This is a genomic window from Phenylobacterium sp., from assembly GCF_030693805.1.
Classification (GTDB): Bacteria; Pseudomonadota; Alphaproteobacteria; order Caulobacterales; family Caulobacteraceae; genus Phenylobacterium.
Window position 1 is genome coordinate 1 of the sequence record NZ_JAUXZW010000120.1, and the last position, 18,106, is coordinate 18,106.

22 protein-coding genes are annotated in these 18,106 nt (G+C 68.2%); 9 read left to right on the forward strand and 13 right to left on the reverse strand.

The genetic code is table 11. From position 1 onward, the window contains the following. The 5 genes from Q8M88_RS05355 to Q8M88_RS05375 form a co-directional block, all read left to right on the forward strand. The coding region (locus Q8M88_RS05355) for a helix-turn-helix domain-containing protein (protein WP_305595214.1) at nucleotides 1–242 on the forward strand (242 nt) is incomplete at its 5' end. Next, nucleotides 211–1,809: a stimulus-sensing domain-containing protein gene (locus Q8M88_RS05360; RefSeq protein WP_305595215.1), complete on the forward strand. Its 1,599-nt coding sequence runs from the start codon at nucleotides 211–213 to the stop codon at nucleotides 1,807–1,809. The genes Q8M88_RS05355 and Q8M88_RS05360, both read left to right, overlap by 32 nt. After that, nucleotides 1,806–2,231, forward strand: coding sequence for an HPr kinase/phosphorylase (locus Q8M88_RS05365; protein WP_305595216.1), 426 nt, complete (start codon nucleotides 1,806–1,808; stop codon nucleotides 2,229–2,231). The genes Q8M88_RS05360 and Q8M88_RS05365 overlap by 4 nt, the downstream gene beginning before the upstream one ends. 357 nt (nucleotides 2,232–2,588) lie before the next feature. Beyond that, nucleotides 2,589–2,993 (forward strand): PTS sugar transporter subunit IIA, encoded by a 405-nt coding sequence (locus Q8M88_RS05370; protein WP_305595217.1) that lies wholly within the window; start codon nucleotides 2,589–2,591, stop codon nucleotides 2,991–2,993. Next, nucleotides 2,990–3,268: an HPr family phosphocarrier protein gene (locus tag Q8M88_RS05375; RefSeq protein ID WP_305595218.1), complete on the forward strand. Its 279-nt coding sequence runs from the start codon at nucleotides 2,990–2,992 to the stop codon at nucleotides 3,266–3,268. The genes Q8M88_RS05370 and Q8M88_RS05375 overlap by 4 nt, the downstream gene beginning before the upstream one ends. Here the strand turns inward: Q8M88_RS05375 and bioB are convergent. Beyond that, nucleotides 3,236–4,246, reverse strand: coding sequence for a biotin synthase BioB (bioB, locus tag Q8M88_RS05380; protein ID WP_305595219.1), 1,011 nt, complete (start codon nucleotides 4,244–4,246; stop codon nucleotides 3,236–3,238). The two genes, Q8M88_RS05375 and bioB, sit on opposite strands and share 33 nt — an antisense overlap. A 218-nt stretch (nucleotides 4,247–4,464) precedes the next feature. Here bioB and ahcY point away from each other — a divergent pair, with 218 nt between their 5' ends. Further along, nucleotides 4,465–5,856 carry an adenosylhomocysteinase gene (gene ahcY, locus Q8M88_RS05385; RefSeq protein ID WP_305595220.1) on the forward strand — a complete coding sequence of 464 codons (1,392 nt, stop codon included), beginning with the start codon at nucleotides 4,465–4,467 and terminating at the stop codon, nucleotides 5,854–5,856. Nucleotides 5,857–5,903: 47 nt separating this feature from the next. On the opposite strand, the gene Q8M88_RS05390 is transcribed toward ahcY, so the two are convergent. Both Q8M88_RS05390 and Q8M88_RS05395 read right to left on the reverse strand, forming a co-directional pair. After that, nucleotides 5,904–6,704, reverse strand: coding sequence for an enoyl-CoA hydratase/isomerase family protein (locus Q8M88_RS05390; RefSeq protein ID WP_305595221.1), 801 nt, complete (start codon nucleotides 6,702–6,704; stop codon nucleotides 5,904–5,906). Next, a complete protein-coding gene (locus tag Q8M88_RS05395) occupies nucleotides 6,701–7,522 on the reverse strand; it encodes an enoyl-CoA hydratase-related protein (RefSeq protein WP_305595222.1) in 822 nt (273 codons plus the stop codon). Before Q8M88_RS05395 ends, Q8M88_RS05390 begins: the two co-directional genes overlap by 4 nt. 113 nt (nucleotides 7,523–7,635) lie before the next feature. Between Q8M88_RS05395 and Q8M88_RS05400 the strand changes: the two genes are divergently transcribed. Further along, complete coding sequence (locus Q8M88_RS05400) at nucleotides 7,636–8,409, forward strand: VOC family protein (RefSeq protein WP_305595223.1); 774 nt, start codon at nucleotides 7,636–7,638, stop codon at nucleotides 8,407–8,409. A gap of 2 nt (nucleotides 8,410–8,411) precedes the next feature. Beyond that, nucleotides 8,412–9,542 (forward strand): serine hydrolase domain-containing protein, encoded by a 1,131-nt coding sequence (locus Q8M88_RS05405; protein ID WP_305595224.1) that lies wholly within the window; start codon nucleotides 8,412–8,414, stop codon nucleotides 9,540–9,542. On the opposite strand, the gene rarD is transcribed toward Q8M88_RS05405, so the two are convergent. The 8 genes from rarD to trmD form a co-directional block, all read right to left on the reverse strand. Continuing rightward, on the reverse strand, nucleotides 9,527–10,450 hold the full coding sequence (gene rarD, locus Q8M88_RS05410; RefSeq protein ID WP_305595225.1) for an EamA family transporter RarD: 924 nt from the start codon (nucleotides 10,448–10,450) through the stop codon (nucleotides 9,527–9,529). The two genes, Q8M88_RS05405 and rarD, sit on opposite strands and share 16 nt — an antisense overlap. Continuing rightward, nucleotides 10,450–11,481, reverse strand: coding sequence for an aspartate-semialdehyde dehydrogenase (locus tag Q8M88_RS05415; protein WP_305595226.1), 1,032 nt, complete (start codon nucleotides 11,479–11,481; stop codon nucleotides 10,450–10,452). The genes rarD and Q8M88_RS05415 overlap by 1 nt, the downstream gene beginning before the upstream one ends. A 133-nt stretch (nucleotides 11,482–11,614) precedes the next feature. Next, on the reverse strand, nucleotides 11,615–12,667 hold the full coding sequence (gene leuB / locus Q8M88_RS05420; RefSeq protein ID WP_305595227.1) for a 3-isopropylmalate dehydrogenase: 1,053 nt from the start codon (nucleotides 12,665–12,667) through the stop codon (nucleotides 11,615–11,617). A 13-nt stretch (nucleotides 12,668–12,680) separates the two neighbouring features. Continuing rightward, complete coding sequence (locus Q8M88_RS05425) at nucleotides 12,681–12,983, reverse strand: putative quinol monooxygenase (protein WP_305595228.1); 303 nt, start codon at nucleotides 12,981–12,983, stop codon at nucleotides 12,681–12,683. Next, on the reverse strand, nucleotides 12,980–13,591 hold the full coding sequence (gene leuD / locus Q8M88_RS05430) for a 3-isopropylmalate dehydratase small subunit (RefSeq protein WP_305595229.1): 612 nt from the start codon (nucleotides 13,589–13,591) through the stop codon (nucleotides 12,980–12,982). Before leuD ends, Q8M88_RS05425 begins: the two co-directional genes overlap by 4 nt. Before the next feature lie 15 nt (nucleotides 13,592–13,606). Continuing rightward, nucleotides 13,607–15,034, reverse strand: a complete 1,428-nt coding sequence (gene leuC, locus Q8M88_RS05435; RefSeq protein WP_305595235.1) for a 3-isopropylmalate dehydratase large subunit — start codon at nucleotides 15,032–15,034, stop codon at nucleotides 13,607–13,609. Nucleotides 15,035–15,203: 169 nt separating this feature from the next. Next, on the reverse strand, nucleotides 15,204–15,608 hold the full coding sequence (rplS, locus tag Q8M88_RS05440) for a 50S ribosomal protein L19 (protein ID WP_305595230.1): 405 nt from the start codon (nucleotides 15,606–15,608) through the stop codon (nucleotides 15,204–15,206). A 28-nt stretch (nucleotides 15,609–15,636) separates the two neighbouring features. Continuing rightward, nucleotides 15,637–16,347 carry a tRNA (guanosine(37)-N1)-methyltransferase TrmD gene (gene trmD, locus Q8M88_RS05445; protein WP_305595231.1) on the reverse strand — a complete coding sequence of 237 codons (711 nt, stop codon included), beginning with the start codon at nucleotides 16,345–16,347 and terminating at the stop codon, nucleotides 15,637–15,639. A 113-nt stretch (nucleotides 16,348–16,460) separates the two neighbouring features. Here trmD and Q8M88_RS05450 point away from each other — a divergent pair, with 113 nt between their 5' ends. Next, nucleotides 16,461–17,282 carry an acyl-CoA thioesterase II gene (locus Q8M88_RS05450; RefSeq protein WP_305595232.1) on the forward strand — a complete coding sequence of 274 codons (822 nt, stop codon included), beginning with the start codon at nucleotides 16,461–16,463 and terminating at the stop codon, nucleotides 17,280–17,282. Here Q8M88_RS05450 and rimM read toward each other — a convergent pair. Both rimM and Q8M88_RS05460 read right to left on the reverse strand, forming a co-directional pair. Then, entirely contained in the window at nucleotides 17,279–17,794 is a 516-nt protein-coding gene (rimM, locus tag Q8M88_RS05455; protein ID WP_305595233.1) for a ribosome maturation factor RimM, read from the reverse strand. The two genes, Q8M88_RS05450 and rimM, sit on opposite strands and share 4 nt — an antisense overlap. Nucleotides 17,795–17,803: 9 nt before the next feature. Further along, nucleotides 17,804–18,106 (reverse strand): hypothetical protein (locus Q8M88_RS05460; protein WP_305595234.1); only part of this gene is annotated, 303 nt, incomplete at its 5' end.

Consider the following 18,106-nt stretch of genomic DNA (forward strand, 5'->3'; position numbering starts at 1 on the left):
GCCGTCCGGTGAAGCTCACGGTGACCGAGTTCCTGCTGCTGCAGTCGCTGGCCCAGCGGCCCGGCTTCGTGAAGAGCCGCGACAACCTGATGGACGCCGCCTACGAGGATCAGGTCTATGTCGACGACCGCACCATCGACAGTCACATCAAGCGGATGCGGAAGAAATTCCGCGATGTCGACCCTGAGTTCGACGCGATAGAGACCCTGTATGGCGTCGGCTACCGTTACCGCGAAGTCTGAACCCGACCGCAGGCGGTCACGCGGGTCCTGGCTGCCGGGCACCCGGCTGGGCCGGCTGATCATCGCGCTCAACCTGCTGGGACTGGTGATCCTGATCGGCGGGGCGCTGGTGCTGAACGAACTGCGCCGGGGCCTGGTCGGCGCGCGCATCGACAGCCTGACCACGCAGGGTGAGCTTATCGCCACCATCATCGACCGCGCGGCGACCATCGGCGAACCCGAACCGTCAATGGACGGCCAATACGCCGCCGAGATCCTGCAGATGCTGTCCAACCCGCGCTCGCAGCGCGCGCGGCTGTTTGACGCCGAGGGGCGGCTGATCGCCGACTCCGACTGGGTGGCCGACCGGGTGGAATGGAAAACCCTTCCCCCCGCGCGCCAGCGCGTCGACCCCGGGACTTTCTCCCTGGATCTGCAAGGGCGCGGACCCACGGCGCCGAAGGCGAGCGGAGAGGCGGGCCTCGCCCGCGAAGTCGCCAAGGCTTTGAAGGGCGACCACCAAGCCGGCATGCGGGTCGGCGACCACGGCGCGCGCGTCGTCTCGGTGTCGATCCCCATCCAGCACGTACAGGCGGTGCTGGGGGTGCTGACCTTAGAAGCCAGCGACGTCGACGAGATTATCGCCCGCGAACGGGCCGCGCTGATCCCCTTTGCGCTGATCGCCGTCAGCGTGACGCTGATCTCCTCGCTGCTGCTCAACCGACTGATCGCCCAGCCGGTGCGCAGGCTGGCGCGCGCCGCCGATAGCGTGCGGCTGTCGCGGGCCAGGGCCATCTCCCTGCCCGACCTCGCCAAGCGCGACGACGAGCTCGGCGACCTGACGCGCTCGCTGGAGGACATGACCCACGCCCTCTCCGAGCGCATGGACGCGATCGAGAGCTTCGCCGCCGACGTGGCGCACGAGATCCGCAATCCGCTGACCTCGATCCGCTCGGCGCTGGAGACCCTGGACCTGGTCACCGATCCGGCCGCGCGCGAGCGCCTGACCCGCATCCTGCATCAGGACATCCAGCGGCTGGACCGGTTGATCACCGACATCTCCAACGCCTCGCGGCTGGACGCGGAGCTGTCGCGGGAATCACCACGCCCGCTGGACGTCGGTCGGCTGCTGTCGGACGTCGCCGGCCTGTATCAAGAGACCGCCAAACCCGGCGACATCGACGTGCGCTTCGTCCCCGCCGACACGCTGGAGCCCATCCGGGTTTCGGGCCGCGAGGGTCCGGTGGGTCAGGTGTTCCGCAACCTGATCGACAATGCGCGCTCGTTCAGCAGACCAGGCGGCGAGGTGCGGGTCGGTCTGCAGGCATCGCGCGGACAGGCCGTGGTGACCATTGACGACGACGGCCCCGGCATTCCCGAAGAGAACCTGGAGACGGTGTTCCAGCGCTTTTACACCTCCAGGCCGAAGGGCGCGGCGTTCGGCGGCAACTCAGGTCTCGGCCTGTCGATCGCCCGCCAGATCACCGAGGCGCACGGCGGGATCATCCGCGCCGAAAACCGCACCGGGCCGGATGGCGAGGTCGCCGGCGCGCGCTTCGTGGTCTCGCTGCCGCAAGCCCGGTCATGATCGTCCACGGCGGCCTGATCGCGGCCAGGATCGGCGGCGCCTGGCGCGGCGCCCTGATCGAAGGCGCATCCGGCGAGGGCAAGAGCGACCTGGCCTTACGGGCGATCGACGCTGGGTTCCGGCTCTGCGCCGACGACCGGGTCGAGCTCTGGGCGTCGGGAGCCAGACTCTACGGCTGCGCGCCGCCCACCCTGCAGGGGTTGATCGAGGCGCGAGGTCTGGATGTGGTGCGCCTCGCCGCGCTGACGTTCTGCGAGGTCGCACTGGTCGTTCAGTTCGGAACGCCGGAGCGATTGCCCGAGCCGCACTGGGTGGAGCGCGAGGGCATCCAGATACCGGCGTTCCTGTTGTCGCCCTACGAGGCCTCCGCGCCGCTCCGACTCCGCCTCGCCCTGGCGCATGCACAGGCGCTGCGACCCTGATCATATGTCGCCTGAGTTGATTGCGCTGCGCGGGATGAAATTCAGGGTTGAGGGCGTTTGACTCTGTAGATCAAGGCGGCGATGGACAGGCGCAATTCCCCTTGCCTTCGTGTGGTGTTGGGGGCCTGTGGCTTTCCGGCGCGCCCCCTACCGCGTCAGTAGAGTGTTATCCATGTTGTCTCAGAGTGGGGGCGAATTCTTCGGGCTCCCCCTGTGCGACGCGATGCGGGCGGGGCGCACGCAGAGTCAGGGCCAAGACCGCATGTGGCGTCGAAAATGGCGAATGACGACTCAAGGCAGCTCTTTCCTCCGACGCCGCACTGCTCGGTCGGGGACGGCGGACGTGAGCCTCGCGGGATGATCGGCCTGGTCATCGTCACCCACGGGCGCCTGGCGGAGGAATTCATCTTCGCCATGGAGCATGTCGTGGGGCCCCAAGCCGCCGTGGAGGCGATCTGCATCGGCCCCGAGGACGACATGGAACGGCGCCGTCAGGACATTCTCGAGGCCTGCAGCCGGGTCGACGGCGGCGGCGGGGTGATCCTGCTCACCGACATGTTCGGCGGCACGCCGTCGAACCTGGCGATCTCGGTGATGGAACAGACCAAGGCGGAGGTCATCGCCGGTCTGAATCTCCCGATGCTGATAAAATTGGCCAGCGTGCGCAATCGCCAGCCGCTCGAAGATTGCGTAGCGTGTGCGCAGGAGGCCGGACGCAAGTACATCTCGGTCGCCTCGTACGTGCTCGCCGGAGAGAAATGAGCGAAAGCGTCGTCAGGGAGGTCGAGATCGTCAATGAGCGGGGGCTGCACGCCCGCGCCTCGGCGAAGTTCGTCCGCACCGCCGCCGGTTTCGACGCCGAAGTCACGGTGTCCAAAGACGGACAGGCCGCTGACGCCCGCTCGATCATGGGCCTGATGATGCTGGCCGCCGGGCCTGGCTGCTGCATCCTCATCGAGGCGCGCGGCGCCGAGGCCGACGCCGCGGTGGCGGCGCTGGCCGCCCTAGTCGCCGACCGCTTCGACGAGGACCGCTGAGGCCGCGCCCATCGGCTTCATCCCGAGATCGGCCAGCAGCGCCGCATCGGTGTCGCGGTCGGGGTTGGCCGTGGTCAGCAGCTTGCCGCCGATGAAGATCGAATTCGCTCCGGCCAGGAAGCACAGCGCCTGCAGCTCGCGGCTCATGTGTTCGCGCCCGGCCGACAGACGCACCACGGCTTTCGGGCAGACCAGGCGGGCGACCGCCACCATCCGCACGAACTCCAGGCCATCCACGGGATCGCTGCCGCCCAGCGGCGTGCCGGTGGTCGGCATCAGGTCGTTCACCGGCAGGCTGTCTGGATGCTTGGGCAGGGTCGCCAGGGCCTGCAGCAGGCCGGCGCGGTCGTGGCGCGTCTCGCCCATGCCGACGATGCCGCCGCAGCAGGTGTTGAGCCCCGCGTCGCGCACGTGCGCCAGCGTATCCAGACGGTCCTGATAGGTTCGCGTGCTGACCACGCTCGGGTAGTACTCAGGGCCGGTGTCGAGGTTGTGGTTGTAGTAGTCGAGGCCGGCGTCCTTGAGCGCCTTGGCCTGCGGGCCGGTCATCATCCCCAGCGTGGCGCAGGTCTCCAGACCCAGCGCCTTCACCCCGGAGATCATCGCGCAGACCTTCGGCAGGTCGCGATCCTTGATGTCGCGCCAAGCCGCGCCCATGCAGAAACGCTGCGCCCCGCCGGCCTTGGCCTCCATCGCCGCGGCGATCACCGCGGTCGTGTCCATCAGCTTGGTCGCCGTGAGGCCGGTATCGAAGCTCGCCGACTGGCTGCAGTAGCCGCAGTTCTCCGCGCAGCCGCCGGTCTTGATCGAGAGGAGCTGGGAAAGCTGCAGCTCCGTGGGATCGAACCAGCGCCGGTGCACCTCGGCCGCGCGGAACACGAGCTCGGTGAACGGCAGCTCGAACAGCGCCTCGATCTCGACCACGGTCCAGTCGTGGCGGGGTTCGGCGGCGTCGACCATGCGGGTGTGGGCGTTCATGACGGCTCCTTGGGCTCAAGCGCGATTACACCGGCGGAGCGCCTGCACGCAATGCGTCGCGCCGCGCGCGGGCGTCGGGCCGTCGCCGAGGACGCCTTTTTCGAGCGCAGGACGGCGTCTATCTAATCATATAAGGATTTCTTTATATGTTTCCTTGCCCATGGCAACCGGGCTGGCTATAGAGCCGGCCACCAGACATTCGCCGACAAGGACCCGTCATGACCGACTACGTCGTCAAGGACATCGCCCTGGCCGATTGGGGCCAGAAGGAAATCGCCATCGCCGAGACGGAGATGCCCGGCCTGATGGCGGTGCGCGCCGAGTTCGGCAAGGACAAGCCCCTGAAGGGGGCCCGCATCGCCGGCTCCCTGCACATGACCATCCAGACCGCAGTGCTGATCCAGACGCTGGAGGCGCTTGGCGCCGAGGTGCGCTGGGCCTCCTGCAACATCTTCTCGACCCAGGACCATGCCGCCGCCGCCATCGCCGCGGCCGGCACGCCCGTGTTCGCGATCAAGGGCGAGAACCTGATCGAGTACTGGGAGTACGCCCACAAGATCTTCGAATGGTCCGACGGCGGCTATCCGAACATGATCCTCGACGACGGCGGCGACGCGACGCTGCTGTGCGTGCTCGGCCCCAAGGCCGAGAAGGACGCGAGCCTCCTCAGCAAGCCGACCAACGAGGAGGAAGAGGCGCTCTACACGGTGATGAAGCGCTATCTGAAAGACAAGCCCGGCTTCTACAGCGGCATCCGCGACTCGATCAAAGGCGTCTCGGAAGAGACCACGACCGGCGTCCATCGCCTGTACCAGATGGCCGAGCGCGGCGAGTTGCCGTTCCCCGCGATCAACGTCAACGACAGCGTCACCAAGTCCAAGTTCGACAACCTCTACGGCTGCCGTGAGAGCCTGGTCGACGCCATCCGCCGCGGCACCGACGTGATGCTCGCCGGCAAGGTGGCGGTGGTGCTGGGCTATGGCGACGTGGGCAAGGGCTCGGCGGCGTCCCTGCGCAACGGCGGCGCTCGCGTCGTGGTCACCGAGATCGACCCGATCTGCGCCCTGCAGGCGGCCATGGAAGGTTATGAAGTCCAGACCATGGAAGACGTCGCCGACAAGGCCGACATCTTCGTCACCGCGACCGGCAACAAGGACGTGCTGACCGTCGAGCACATGCGGCGAATGAAGAACAACGCCATCGTCGCCAACATCGGCCACTTCGATTCCGAGATCCAGGTCGCCGGCCTGAAGAACTTCAAGTGGGACAAGATCAAGGATCAGGTCCACCACGTCGAATTCCCGGACGGCAAGAAGATCATCCTGCTGTCTGAAGGCCGCCTGGTGAACCTGGGCAACGCCACCGGCCACCCGAGCTTCGTGATGAGCGCCTCGTTCACCAACCAGACGCTGGCGCAGATCGAGCTGTGGGCCAACGGCAAGAACTACGAAACCAAGGTCTACACCCTGCCCAAGCACCTCGACGAGAAGGTGGCGATGCTGCACCTCGACAAGCTGGGCGCGAAGCTGACCACCCTGTCAAAGGACCAGGCCGACTACATCGGCGTGGCCCCCCAGGGCCCGTTCAAGCCGGACCACTACCGCTATTGATCCAACTCCGCTCACCCTGGCGAAAGCCCGGGTGAGCGGAAGGGATATCAACGCCCCTCGAATTTCGCCGGGCGCTTCTCGGCGAAGGCGGCGAAGGCTTCGGCGCGGTCGCGGGTCGGGAAGATCTGGGCGTGACGCTCGGTCTCCGCCAGGCTGAAGGCGCGCATGTCCATCCGCTCGGCGTCGAGGAAGTTGGCCTTCAGCGCCTTGAGCGCCAGCGGCGCGGAATTGGCGAGTTGGGCGGTGAGCTTGTCCAGCTCGGTCTCAAAAGACGCCTCGTCGAACACCCGAGTGACCATGCCCATATCCAGCGCCTCCTGGGCGCCGAACTTGCGCGGGAAGAAGTAGAGGTCGCGCGCCCGGCCCGCGCCGACGATCCGCGACAGCGTCCAGGGGCCGGCCATGTCGCCGGCCGCGCCCACCGCCAGGAACGCCGTGTTGAACGCCGCGCGCGTGTCGGCGAAACGCAGGTCGCAGCCCAAGGCCCAGCCGAAGCCCGCACCGGCGCACGCGCCGCGCACGGCGGCGATGGTCACCGGCGCCATCTCGTGCAGCAGCACCGGCAGGTGAAAGTAGGTACGGTCCTGGGCCAGGTATTGCGGTTGGCCGCTGGCTTCGGAATTGTACTGCTTGATGTCGGCCCCGGCGCAGAAGTCCGCGCCCTCGCCCCGCAGCACGACGACGCGGACGCTGGGGTCCTTGGACGCTTCTAGCGCCGCATCGTAGATCGCCGACGCAGTGCCATAGCGCAGGCTGTTGCGCGCCTGCGGGCGGTTGATGCTGATGGTCGCAACGCCGTCCTTGACCCCGTAGATCACGTCTTCCGGATGCTTGGTGAAAGCGGTCATTGGGGGAATCCTTCGCTGACGGGGGCAAATGCGGGAGGACGGCGCTCAACGAACGAGGCCCCGCCCTCGACCGCGTCAGGGTGCTTCAGGGCCGCCCGCATGATCCGCTCGCAATCCTCGGACGCGGCGACGAAGTCCATCGACAAGTGGCGGTAGACCATCGTCTTGATGGTGGCGACGGCGCGCGGCGCGACATTGGCCTTCAGCATCGCTACGTAATCGATGGCCGCCTGGACCAGGTCGGCGGCCGGAACCACGCGGTCGACGAGGCCGATGCGCAGCGCCTCCTGGGCGTCGACCTTGCGCGAGCTCCACAGCAGATCGAGGGCGCGGCTGGTTCCGATCTGGCGCGGCAGCAGCCAACTCATCGCGTGTTCGGCGATCAGGCCGCGCTTGGAGAACACAGTGATGAAGGTCGCCTCCTCCGCGGCGAAGCGCAGGTCGGACATCATCGCCAGCACGAAGCCGCCGCCGGCCGCCACGCCGTTGATTGCGCAGATCACCGGCTTGGGCGTACCCAACAGATAGCCGAACAGCGCCGGCGTGCCGTCGCCGGCCTCGAAGTGCGGGCGCGGATTGCCCGCTGCGCCCGTCGAATTCTGCAGCACGCCCATGTCCATGCCGGCGCTGAAGCCTCGGCCCTCTCCAGTGAACACCAGGGCGAACACGGCGTCGTCGGCGGTGGCTCGCTTCACCGCGGCGCGGATGCCGTCGATCATGTCCAGCGACAGCGCGTTCAGCGCCTCCGGCCGGGTCAAGGTGATCAGGGCGACGTTGTCGCGCACCTCATACTTCAGGTGGTCGGCCGTCTCGCCCATACGCGTCTGCTCCCATGATCCGGGCGCCGGCCCGTTACGCTTTGCGGCATCTTTCTTGGATGCTACGTCCAAACGCAACCGACCGATCCGATGGCGGCGACTAGGAAACGCGGATGAGTGAGTACCGGCTGCGCCAGGTGGCCCTGATGGCTGGGGACCTCGGCGAGGTTTCCCGGCAACTCGAGCAGATGTTTGGCGTGAAGGTCGGCTTCAACGACCCCAGCCTGGTCACCTGGGGACTGATCAATGCGGTGTTCCCGGTGGGCTCGGACTTCATCGAGGTCGCCCAGCCGACGGCCGACGACGCGCCGGGCCGGCGGTTCATGGACAAGCGCGGCGGCGACGCCGGCTACATGGTGATCTTCCAGGCAGAGGACGCCGAAGCCCATCGCCGGAGGCTGGAGGCGAAGGGCGTCAGGGTCATCGAGCTGTTGGAGTACGACGACCATGTGGCCGTGCAGTTCCACCCGAAGGACTTCGGCGGCACGCTGACCTCGATCGACGAGGCGCGCGGCGCGGCGGACTGGCTGAGCGCGGACTGCCACTGGCATCCTGCGGGCGACGGCTGGAAGGCGGCGCGCAACGGCGACACCCTGGGCATCGCCGCCGTCGCCGTGCAGCACCCTAACCCCGAGGCGGTCGCGGCGCGGTGGTCGGAACTGCTGGAGCTGCCGGTGATCGCGGGCCCGAACGGTCCCACGATCCAAGTGCTTGATGGACGTATCGACTTCGTGCCAGCACGCGGCGGAGCTGGCGACGGCGTAGTCGGGCTGGAAATCCGCGTCCCGAACGTGGAAGCCGCCCTGAAGCGCGCCCGCGACGCCGGCCTGCCCATCGACCACGGCGCGGCCATGATCGGCGGCGTCGCCTTCCGTCCGGTGACTTGAGCGTGGCCGACGTCGAGATCCTGGGTTTCGCCCATCCATCATTTGGCGCGGTGAAGGACGCCTTCGCCGCCAACTTCGCGGAAGGCCGCGAGCTGGGGGCCCGTTTCAGCCTGGTGCGCGAGGGCGAGACTGTGGTCGACCTGCATGCGGGCTTTGCGGATCGCGCCCGCACGCGGCCGTTCGGCGCCGACACCCTGGCGACGTTGTTCTCGACCACCAAGGCGCTGGCGGCGTTGATGATGGCGCGGTTGGTGGACCAGCGCCGCCTCGCTTACGACCAGCCCGTCGCCGAAGTCTGGCCGGAATTCGCCCAGGCGGGGAAGGCGGCGATCACCGTCGAGCAGGCGCTGTCGCATCAGGCGGGCCTGTGCGGGTTCGTCGAGCCGATGGAGCCGTCGCTGTGGTTCGACTGGCAGGCGATCTGCGACCGGCTGGCGGCCATGGCGCCGATCTGGCCGCCGGGCACGGCCAGCGGCTATCACCCGCTCACCTACGGCTATCTGGCGGGCGAGATCTTCCGCCGGGTCGACGGCCGCACCCTGGGTCGCGCACTGCACGAGGATCTCGCCGAGCCCTTCGGCCTGGATATCTGGATCGGCCTGCCCGACGCCGAGCATGACCGCGTCGCCCAGGTGCAGCGGCCGAGCGCCCTGCCCGACTTCGGCGAGATCAACGCCGCGACGCGTGCAGCTTTCCTGTCGCCCTGGTCACAGCCCGGCGGACGGCCGGAGGCGGAATGGCGGCGGATCGAGGTGCCTTCGGCCAACGGCCATGCGACCGCTCTGGCGTTGGCCCGGCTGTTCGGGGCCCTGGCCGACGACGGCTGGCTGGACGGCGAACAGATCCTGTCGCCGGCGCTGATCGGCGAACTGTCGCGCGAGCGGATCGGCGGCCAGGACCTGGTGCTGCCGTTCGAGATGAGCTGGGCGGCCGGCGTGTTCCGCAATGCGCCTTTGAAGGCCTGGGGGCCGGCGGAGCAGAGCTTCGGCCATTCTGGCTGGGGCGGCAGCTGCGTCTTCGCCGATCCGGAACGGCGGCTCGGCGGGGCCTATGTGATGAACAAGCAGTCCACCGACCTGGTCGGCGACGCGAGGCCCAAGCGGCTGATCGAGGCGGCCTACGCGGCGCTCTGAGCCGCCGCGGCGGCCAGGCGGCTGCGTCGCCACGCGCCCCACAGAAACACGCCGGCGCCAATCCAGATGAACACGAACGACACGCCGCGCAGCCAGGTGAACGGCTCGCCCTGGAGCACGCCCATGAAGAAGGTGATGGTCGGCGTGATGAATTGCAGGAACCCGATCGCCGACAGCGGGATGCGCCGCGCCGACCACGAAAACATCATCAGCGGCACGGCGGTGATGATCCCCGCGAAGACGAACGCCGCGGTCACCCCGGCGTCGCCCAGGAAGTGTCCACCGCCGGACCGTTCCAGCCAAAGGACGTAGGCGAGACCGCAGGCCCCCAGCATCAGGCACTCGATCAGCAAACCGGTCTGGGCGTCGGCCGCCACCTGCTTGCGCACCAGGCCGTAGGTGCTGAAGCTCATCGCCAGGATGATGGAGATGATCGGGAGCTGGCCGATCGCCACCGTCTGCAAGGCGATGCCGGCGGCGGCCAGGCCGATGGCGACCTTGGCCGAGCCGTCCATGCGCTCACGGAACAGCAGCGCCCCGCCGGCGATGTTGAATAGCGGCGTGATGAAGTAGCCGAGGCTGGTCTCCAGCACCCGGCCGGTGTTCACCGCAGTGATGTAGAGCGCCCAGTTGAGGCTGATCAGGCAGGCGGAGATCGCCAGCAGCCCCAGCACCTTGGGCTGGCGCACGACAGCGAGGAACTGGGATTGCTGGTTCGCCAGCACGACGAACAGCGCCGCCGGCGGGATCGCCCAGACCGTCCGCTGGGCGAGAATCTCCCAGGGGCCGCCGCCTTGTCGGGCGATGAACTGGAACAACAGGGGCATGAACCCCCAGATGACATAGCAACCGGCGCCGGCTCCGAGCGCAAGGCGCTGTTCGGAACCGGCGGCCGATTGCGCTGTCATTACGCCAGGGCCTTGGTCCGGATCAGGCCGCGTTCGTCGAGCAACTGGGCGATCTGCACGGCGTTGAGCGCCGCGCCCTTGCGCAGATTGTCGGCGACCACCCACAGGTTCAGGCCGTGCTCGACGGTCGGATCGTTGCGGATGCGGCTGATGAAGACCGGGAACTCGCCCTGGGCTTCCTTCGGTGTGATGTAGCCTTTGTCGTCGCGCTTATCGATGACGATGATCCCGGGGCTTTCGCGCAGCAGTTCGCGGGCCTCGTCCTCGTCGATCGGGTCGTGGAACTCGATGTTCACCGCTTCCGAGTGGCCGACCATGACCGGCACCCGCACGCAGGTGACCGTCAGCTTGATCGCCGGGTCGATCATCTTGTGCGTCTCGTTCCACATCTTGGCTTCTTCGTCGGTGTAGCCGTCGTCGTTGAAGGCGCCGATGAAGGGGATGACGTTGAACGCGATCTGCTTGGGGAACTTCTTCGGCTCAGACGGGCCGAGCACGAACACGCCCTTGGTCTGATCCCAGAGCTCGTCCATGCCTTCCTTGCCGGCCCCGGAGACCGACTGGTAGGTCGCCACCACCACCCGCTTGATGCGCGCGCGATCGTGCAGCGGCTTCAACGCCACCACCAGCTGGGCGGTGGAGCAGTTCGGGTTGGCGATGATGTTCTTCTTGTGCGCGAAGTCGACGTCGTCGGGATTCACTTCCGGGACAATCAGCGGCACGTCGGGATCCATGCGCCAGGCCGACGAATTGTCGATGACGATGGGGCCGGCCGCGCCGATCTTCGCCGCCCACTGCTTGGAGAAAGAGCCGCTCACGGACATCAACACCAGGTCGACGGTGGAGAAGTCGAACTGTTCGACGTCTTCACAGGCGATGTTGGAATTGCCGAAGGACACTTGCACGCCAATGGATTTCCGCGAGGCGATCGCGTGAATCTTGTCCACGGGGAAGTTCACTTCCTCGAGGATGTTCAGCATTTCGCGGCCCACGTTGCCCGTGGCGCCTACGACGGCGACCCGGTAACCCATAGACGTATCTCCTGTTTTTGAGGGAGGGTCCCGTTACTCCTCCTGAGGCCCTGGCGCAAGGCGCACCAGGCCACAGCGCGGGTGAATTGCGCGCTGCAACATCATCAAACCACCGCGACGCGATGGAGTTCGTTCAGAGTTTGGCGATCACCGCGTCGGCCATCTGGCCCGTCGACAGCGCCCCGCCGATGTCCGGCGTGCGCGCGCCGTCCTCCAGCGCTCCCATGACGGCGGCCTTCAGGCGGTCGGCGAGATCGGCGCGGCCGAGCGACCAGCGCAGCGCCATCTCGAACGACAGGATGGCCGCCAGCGGATTGGCTATGCCCTTGCCGGTGATATCGGGGGCCGAACCGTGGATCGGCTCGAACAGCCCCGGCGTCCCTGGCGCGCCCAACGACGCCGACGGCAACAGGCCCAGGCCGCCGGTCAGTTGCGCCGCCTCGTCCGACAGGATGTCGCCGAACAGGTTGTCGGTGACGATGACGTCGAACTGCTTGGGGTTCTTCACCAGCTGCATGGCGGCGTTGTCGGCCAGCATGTGCTCCAGCTGCACGTCGGGATATTCCTTGGCGTGCAGAGCGGTGACGACCTCGCGCCACAACAGCCCGGTCTCCATGACGTTGGACTTCTCGCAGGACGTCACCTTGTTGCGGCGTCCGCGAGCGAGTTCGAAGGCCACGCGACTGACGCGCCCGATCTCCGAGGTCGTGTAGACCTGGGTGTCGACGCCGCGGCGCTGGCCGTCGGCCAGGGTCTCGATGCCGCGCGGCTGGCCGAAATAGACCCCGCCCGTCAGCTCACGGACGATCATGATGTCCAGGCCCTGGACCACTTCCCGCTTCAGGGACGAGGCGTCGGCGAGCGCGTCGAAGCAGATCGCCGGGCGCAGGTTGGCGAACACCGCCATGCCGGTGCGCAGGTTCAGCAGGCCGGCCTCGGGGCGCAGATGCCGCGGGGCGTCGGCCCAGGCGGGCCCTCCCACCGCACCCATCAGCACTGCCTTTGAGGCCTTGGCCAGCGCCAGGGTCTCGTCGGTGAGCGGGGCGCCGAACTGATCGAAGCTCGACCCGCCGAACGCGCGCTCGTCAATGGCCAGGTCGTTGGCGAGCCGGGAGGCGACGCGACGGACCTGCTCGGTCACCTCCGGTCCGATGCCGTCGCCGGGCAGGAGAAGCAGGTCGGTCATGGCTGTGGCCCCGTCAGAGTGGTCGCTGCGAGGCGACCTCGTAGAGGGACAGCCGTCGCTCGGAAACCCCCAAAGCTTCACCGGCCGCGCGCCAGGCCTTCAGATGCTCGCTCTGGCCATGCGCGGACAGCGCCGCCTGGTCGCGCCACACCTCGAAGATGTGGATCAGGCCGGGATCGCCAACGTCCTCCGAAAAGACGAACGTCTCGCAGCCGTCCTCGGCGCGGTTCGAGGCCAGCACGGTCACCATGTGCGGGCGCAGGGACTCGACGTTCTCCGGGGGTACGCGAACGGTGCCGGCGATGATCAGGGTCATGCGCGCTCCAGCCAGGGTTGCGAGATGGCCTGGCGCATCTCGTAAACGTCGATGTCCTTGGCCGCCTGCAGCGTCTCGCCGATGGCGTCCAGGCCGTTCTGCATCTTGTGCTTGCGCGCCGGATCGATGTCGAAATGGAAGCGCAGGCCGCTCGGCGAGACCACCGTCTGCTCGGCCAGGTCGACGGTGACCAGGTGGTTGCCGCCCTGGGCCTCGTCCATCAGCGCCTGCACCTCCTCGGGTTTCAGCACCACCGGCAGCAGGCCGTTCTGGAAGCAGTTGTTGTAGAAGATGTCCGCGAAGCTGGTGGAGATCACGCAGCGCACGCCGAAGTCCATCAGCGCCCAGGGCGCATGCTCGCGCGACGAGCCGCAGCCGAAGTTGTCGCCGGCCACCAGCACCGAGGCGCCCTTGTACTCCGGACGGTTGAGGATGAAGTCCGGCCGCTCGCGCCCCTCGGGCGTGAAGCGCAGATCATAGAACAGGCCGGCGCCCAGGCCGACCCGGTCGACGGTCTTGAGGAACTGCTTCGGGATGATCTGGTCGGTGTCGATGTTGGCCATCGGCAGCGGCGCCATGCGCCCGTCCAGGTGGTTGAAAGCTTCCATGGTTCGCCCTGGCCCCTAGAGGAAGTCGCGCACGTCGGCGATGTGGCCGGCGATCGCCGCGGCGGCGGCCATCGGCGGGCTCATCAGGTGGGTGCGGCCGCCGCGACCCTGGCGGCCCTCGAAGTTGCGGTTCGAGGTCGAGGCGCAGCGTTCGCCGGGCTCGAGCTGGTCGGGATTCATGCCCAGGCACATCGAGCAGCCGGGCTCGCGCCAGTCGAAGCCGGCGGCCCGGAACACCTCGTCCAGGCCCTCGTCCTCGGCCTGGGCTTTCACCAGGCCGGAGCCCGGCACCACCATGGCGTTGACGTGGTCGGCGACGCGCAGGCCACGGTCCAGCGCCGTCTGCACCACCACGGCGGCGGCGCGCAGATCCTCGATGCGGCTGTTGGTGCACGAGCCGATGAACACCCGGTCGATCTTCGCCTCGCTGATCGGCTGGCCGGCGACGAGGCCCATGTATTCCAGCGAGCGGGCCGCGGAGGCGCGCTTGTCGGCGTGCGGATAGCTGGCCGGATCGGGGACGTTCCCGGTCACCGGCACCACGTCCTCGGGGCTGGTGCCCCAGGTGACCAGCGGCGCGATCTGGGCCGCGTCGATGGTGATCTCGCGGTCGAACACCGCGTCGTCGTCGGAGCGGAAGGTCTTCCAGTAGGACAGCGCCATTTCCCAGGCGCCGCCCTTGGGCGCCGCTGGGCGGCCCATCAGGTAATCGAAGGTAGTCTGGTCGGCCGCCACCAGGCCTGCGCGCGCGCCGGCCTCGATGGTCAGGTTGCACAGCGTCATGCGGCCTTCCATCGACAGGGCGCGGACCGCCTCGCCGGCGTATTCGATGACGAAGCCGGTGCCGCCGGCTGTGCCGATGGTGCTGATCACCGCGAGCGCGAAGTCCTTGGCGCCGACGCCGGGCGCGGGCGTCCCCTCGATGTTGACGCGGAAGTTCTTCGACTTCTTCTGGCGCAAGGTCTGGGTGGCCAGCACGTGCTCGACCTCGGACGTGCCGATGCCCTGCGCAAGAGCGCCGAACGCGCCGTGGGTGGAGGTGTGGCTGTCGCCGCAGACGATGGTCATGCCGGGCTGGGTGCGGCCCTGCTCGGGACCCACCACGTGGACGATGCCGTTGCGGATGTCGCCCATCGGGAAGAACTCGATGCCGAACTCCTCGACGTTGCGGCCCAGCGTCTGCAACTGCAGGCGCGCCTCTGCGTCGGCCACGGCGTCGACGCCCAGGTCCTGGCCCTCCGTGGGGATGTTGTGGTCCGCCACCGCCAGCGTGCGGTCGGGCCTGCGCACGGGGCGGTTGGCGGCGCGAAGGCCGGCGAAGGCCTGCGGCGTCGTCACCTCGTGGATCAGGTGCAGGTCGATATAGAAGACCTCTTCGTCCCCATCGGCATGGGCGACGACGTGAGCGTCCCAGATCTTGTCGTAGAGCGTCTTTCCGGCCATGGCCGGCATGTAGGCCTGCGGAGGCGTTTCCGGCAAGTCCGAGACGGGGCGCCTGAACACAGAAAAGCCCGCTCGTCCCGACGAAGGTCGGCATCCAAGCAGGCTATCCATGCGCACTCTGCAGACCGCGCCCAGGCCCCGGCTTTCGCCGGGGTGCGCGGAGACGAACTCAGCTTTCGGTGGTTTCCGCAGTCGCCGCGGCGACCGGCTTGGCGCTCATCGAACGCTCGGCGATCCGGGCCGACTTCCCGCGACGATCGCGCAGGTAATAGAGCTTGGCGCGCCGCACGACGCCGCGGCGCTTCACTTCGATGGACTCGATCATCGGCGAGAGCACCGGGAACACCCGCTCGACGCCTTCGCCGAACGAGATCTTGCGCACGGTGAAGCTCTCGTTGATGCCGGAGCCGGCGCGGGCGATGCAGACGCCTTCATAGGCCTGGACGCGCTCGCGCTCGCCTTCCTTGATCTTCACGTTGACGCGGACGGTGTCGCCCGGCTGGAATTCGGGGGTGGAGCGCTGCGCCTTCAGGCGATCTTCTTCTTCGCGCTCAAGCGTCTGGATCACGTTCATCGTCGTCGTCCTTCAGGTCTTTTGGGCTTCATCCGCCCTTTGGCTGTTGATTGGCGAGATGCGCCGCCCAGAGATCCGGCCGACGCTCCCGCGTGGTTCGTTCGCGCTGCATCCGCCGCCACGACGCCACTTGGGCGTGATGACCGCTGAGCAGCACCTCGGGGATGTCGAGCCCTTCGAACGTCCGCGGCCTGGTGTACTGCGGATGCTCGAGGAGCCCGTCCTCGAAGCTCTCTTCCTTCAAACTCTCCGGCTGGCCCAACACACCCGGCGCCAGCCGTACGCACGCCTCGATCGCCACCATCGCCGCCGCCTCGCCGCCGGCGAGCACCGCGTCGCCGACCGCGACCTCCTCGAACCCGCGGGCGTCGAGCACCCGCTGGTCCACCCCTTCGAACCGTCCGCACAGGACGATGACCCCGGGACCTGCAGCCCACTGGGCGACCCTTTCCTGCGACAGGGGCCGACCGCGTGCGCTCATGTACAAAAGCGGCCGCCCCCGCCGCTCCACGCTGTCCAGCGCGGCGGCGATGACGTCCGCTCGCAGCACCTGCCCGGGACCACCACCCGCGGGGGTGTCGTCCAGGAAGCCGCGCTTATCCTTGGAAAAACCGCGGATGTCCACCGTTTCCAGGGTCCACAGGCCCGCCTCACGCCAGGCCGTGCCGATCAGCGAAACGCCGAGCGGACCTGGAAAGGCCTCGGGGAACATGGTCAGGACGGTGGCGTCGAACGACATGGCCCCGTTCAAGCCTCGCCCGAGGCGCGCGCGTCAAGAGCAGCCGCGTCGGCTGGACGCTGCGCGCGCTTCAGACTTGACGTTTTCGGCCCGGGGCCTGATCGAACGTCGCCATGATCCTGAAAAACACCCTGCTCGAAACCTTCGCCCTCGAGCCTCTCGGCGATGACGCCTTCCGCGGCATCAGCCTGGAAGGCGGACCGGCCCGCGTCTATGGCGGCCAGGTGGTGTCTCAGGCCCTGTTGGCGGCCAACACGACGATCGACGGGTGGCTGTGCCATTCGCTTCATTGCTACTACGTGCGCGGCGGCGATCCCGCCCTGCCGCTGGATTTCACGGTGGAGCGCGTGCGCGACGGCGGCAGCTTCGCCACCCGCAGCGTCACCGGCCGGCAGAACGGCGCGGTGATCTTCACCATGATGTGCTCCTACCAGTCGCCCGAGCGCGGCCTGGAGCACCAGGATCCCATGCCCCCGGCGCCGGCGCCGGCCACGCTTCCCGACCGGGCGAAGTCGAGCGTCGGCATGCAGGGCGCGCTCGACATCCGCTTCACGGAAGGCGCCTTCGACCCACCCGGCGATGAGCCGCCGATGCTTCAGGCCTGGATGCGGGCGCGCGAGCCGATCGGCGAGGATCCCAGGCTGCACCAGGCGGCGCTCGCCTATGCGTCGGACTGGGCGGTCATGTCAGCGGCGATGCGGCTGCACGGGGTCACCTGGACGACGCCCGGCATGCAGGGCGCGAGCCTGGATCACGCCGTGTGGTTTCATCAGCCGACCGACTTCAATCAGTGGCACCTGTTCACGGTGGGAAGCCCGCGCGCCGGCGAAGGCCGCGGGTTCGCGTTCGGCGGCCTGTATCGCGAGGACGGGGTGCTGGTCGCCTCACTGGCCCAGGAAGGCCTGATCCGCATCCGCGCGCCGAAGCCGGCCTAGGCGTCGTCCTCGTCGGCTTCGACCGGCGGGACGCAAATCAGCCGACCCTCAGCGAGGCTGACCTCGGGCACGGCTTCACGGGTGAACGGGAGCCACCAGCTCGCCCCGTATGTCGGCTGGACCTCGACCAGGTCGCCGGCGCCGAAATCCTGCACCGACTTGACCAGCCCAAGCAGTTCGCCGGCCTGGGTCTCGACCCTCAGACCGACCATGTCGGCGGCGTAGAACTCGTCTTCGTCCGGCGGGGGCAACAGGTCGCGGGGCACGTAGAGCTGCAGGCCGCGCAAGGCCTCGGCCTGGTCGCGGGTGGTGACTTCCTTGGCCCGCACCACCGCGCCGCCCTTGGCGACGCGGGCGGTGGTGATCGTCAGGCCGGGCGAGCCGTCTTCGCGCCGCAGGTCGCGGTAGGCCGCGACCGACAGCGGGTCCTCGGTGAAGGTCGAAAGGCGAACCTCGCCGCGCACGCCGACGGCGCCGCCAACACGCGCAACGAGGATCAGCCGTTCAGACAAGCGGAGCCCTTAAGCCTTGGGCTCTTCTTCGGCGGCGGCTTCGGCGGCAGGCGCCTCTTCGGCCGGAGCCTCGGCGGCGGGCGCTTCCTCGGCGGCGGCCTCGACAGGCGCGGCTTCCTCGGCAGGCGCGACTTCTTCAGCAGGGGCGGCGACTTCGGCGGCGGCCTCGGCCGGGGCTGCGTCCTCAGCGGCCGCTTCGGGCGCGGCTTCCGCGGCTGCGGGCTCTTCAGCGGCCGGCTCCTCGACCACAGGTTCGGGCGCCGGGGCGGCGGCGGCCTGGGCCAGGGCCTCGGCGCGGTCGGCTTCGCGCTG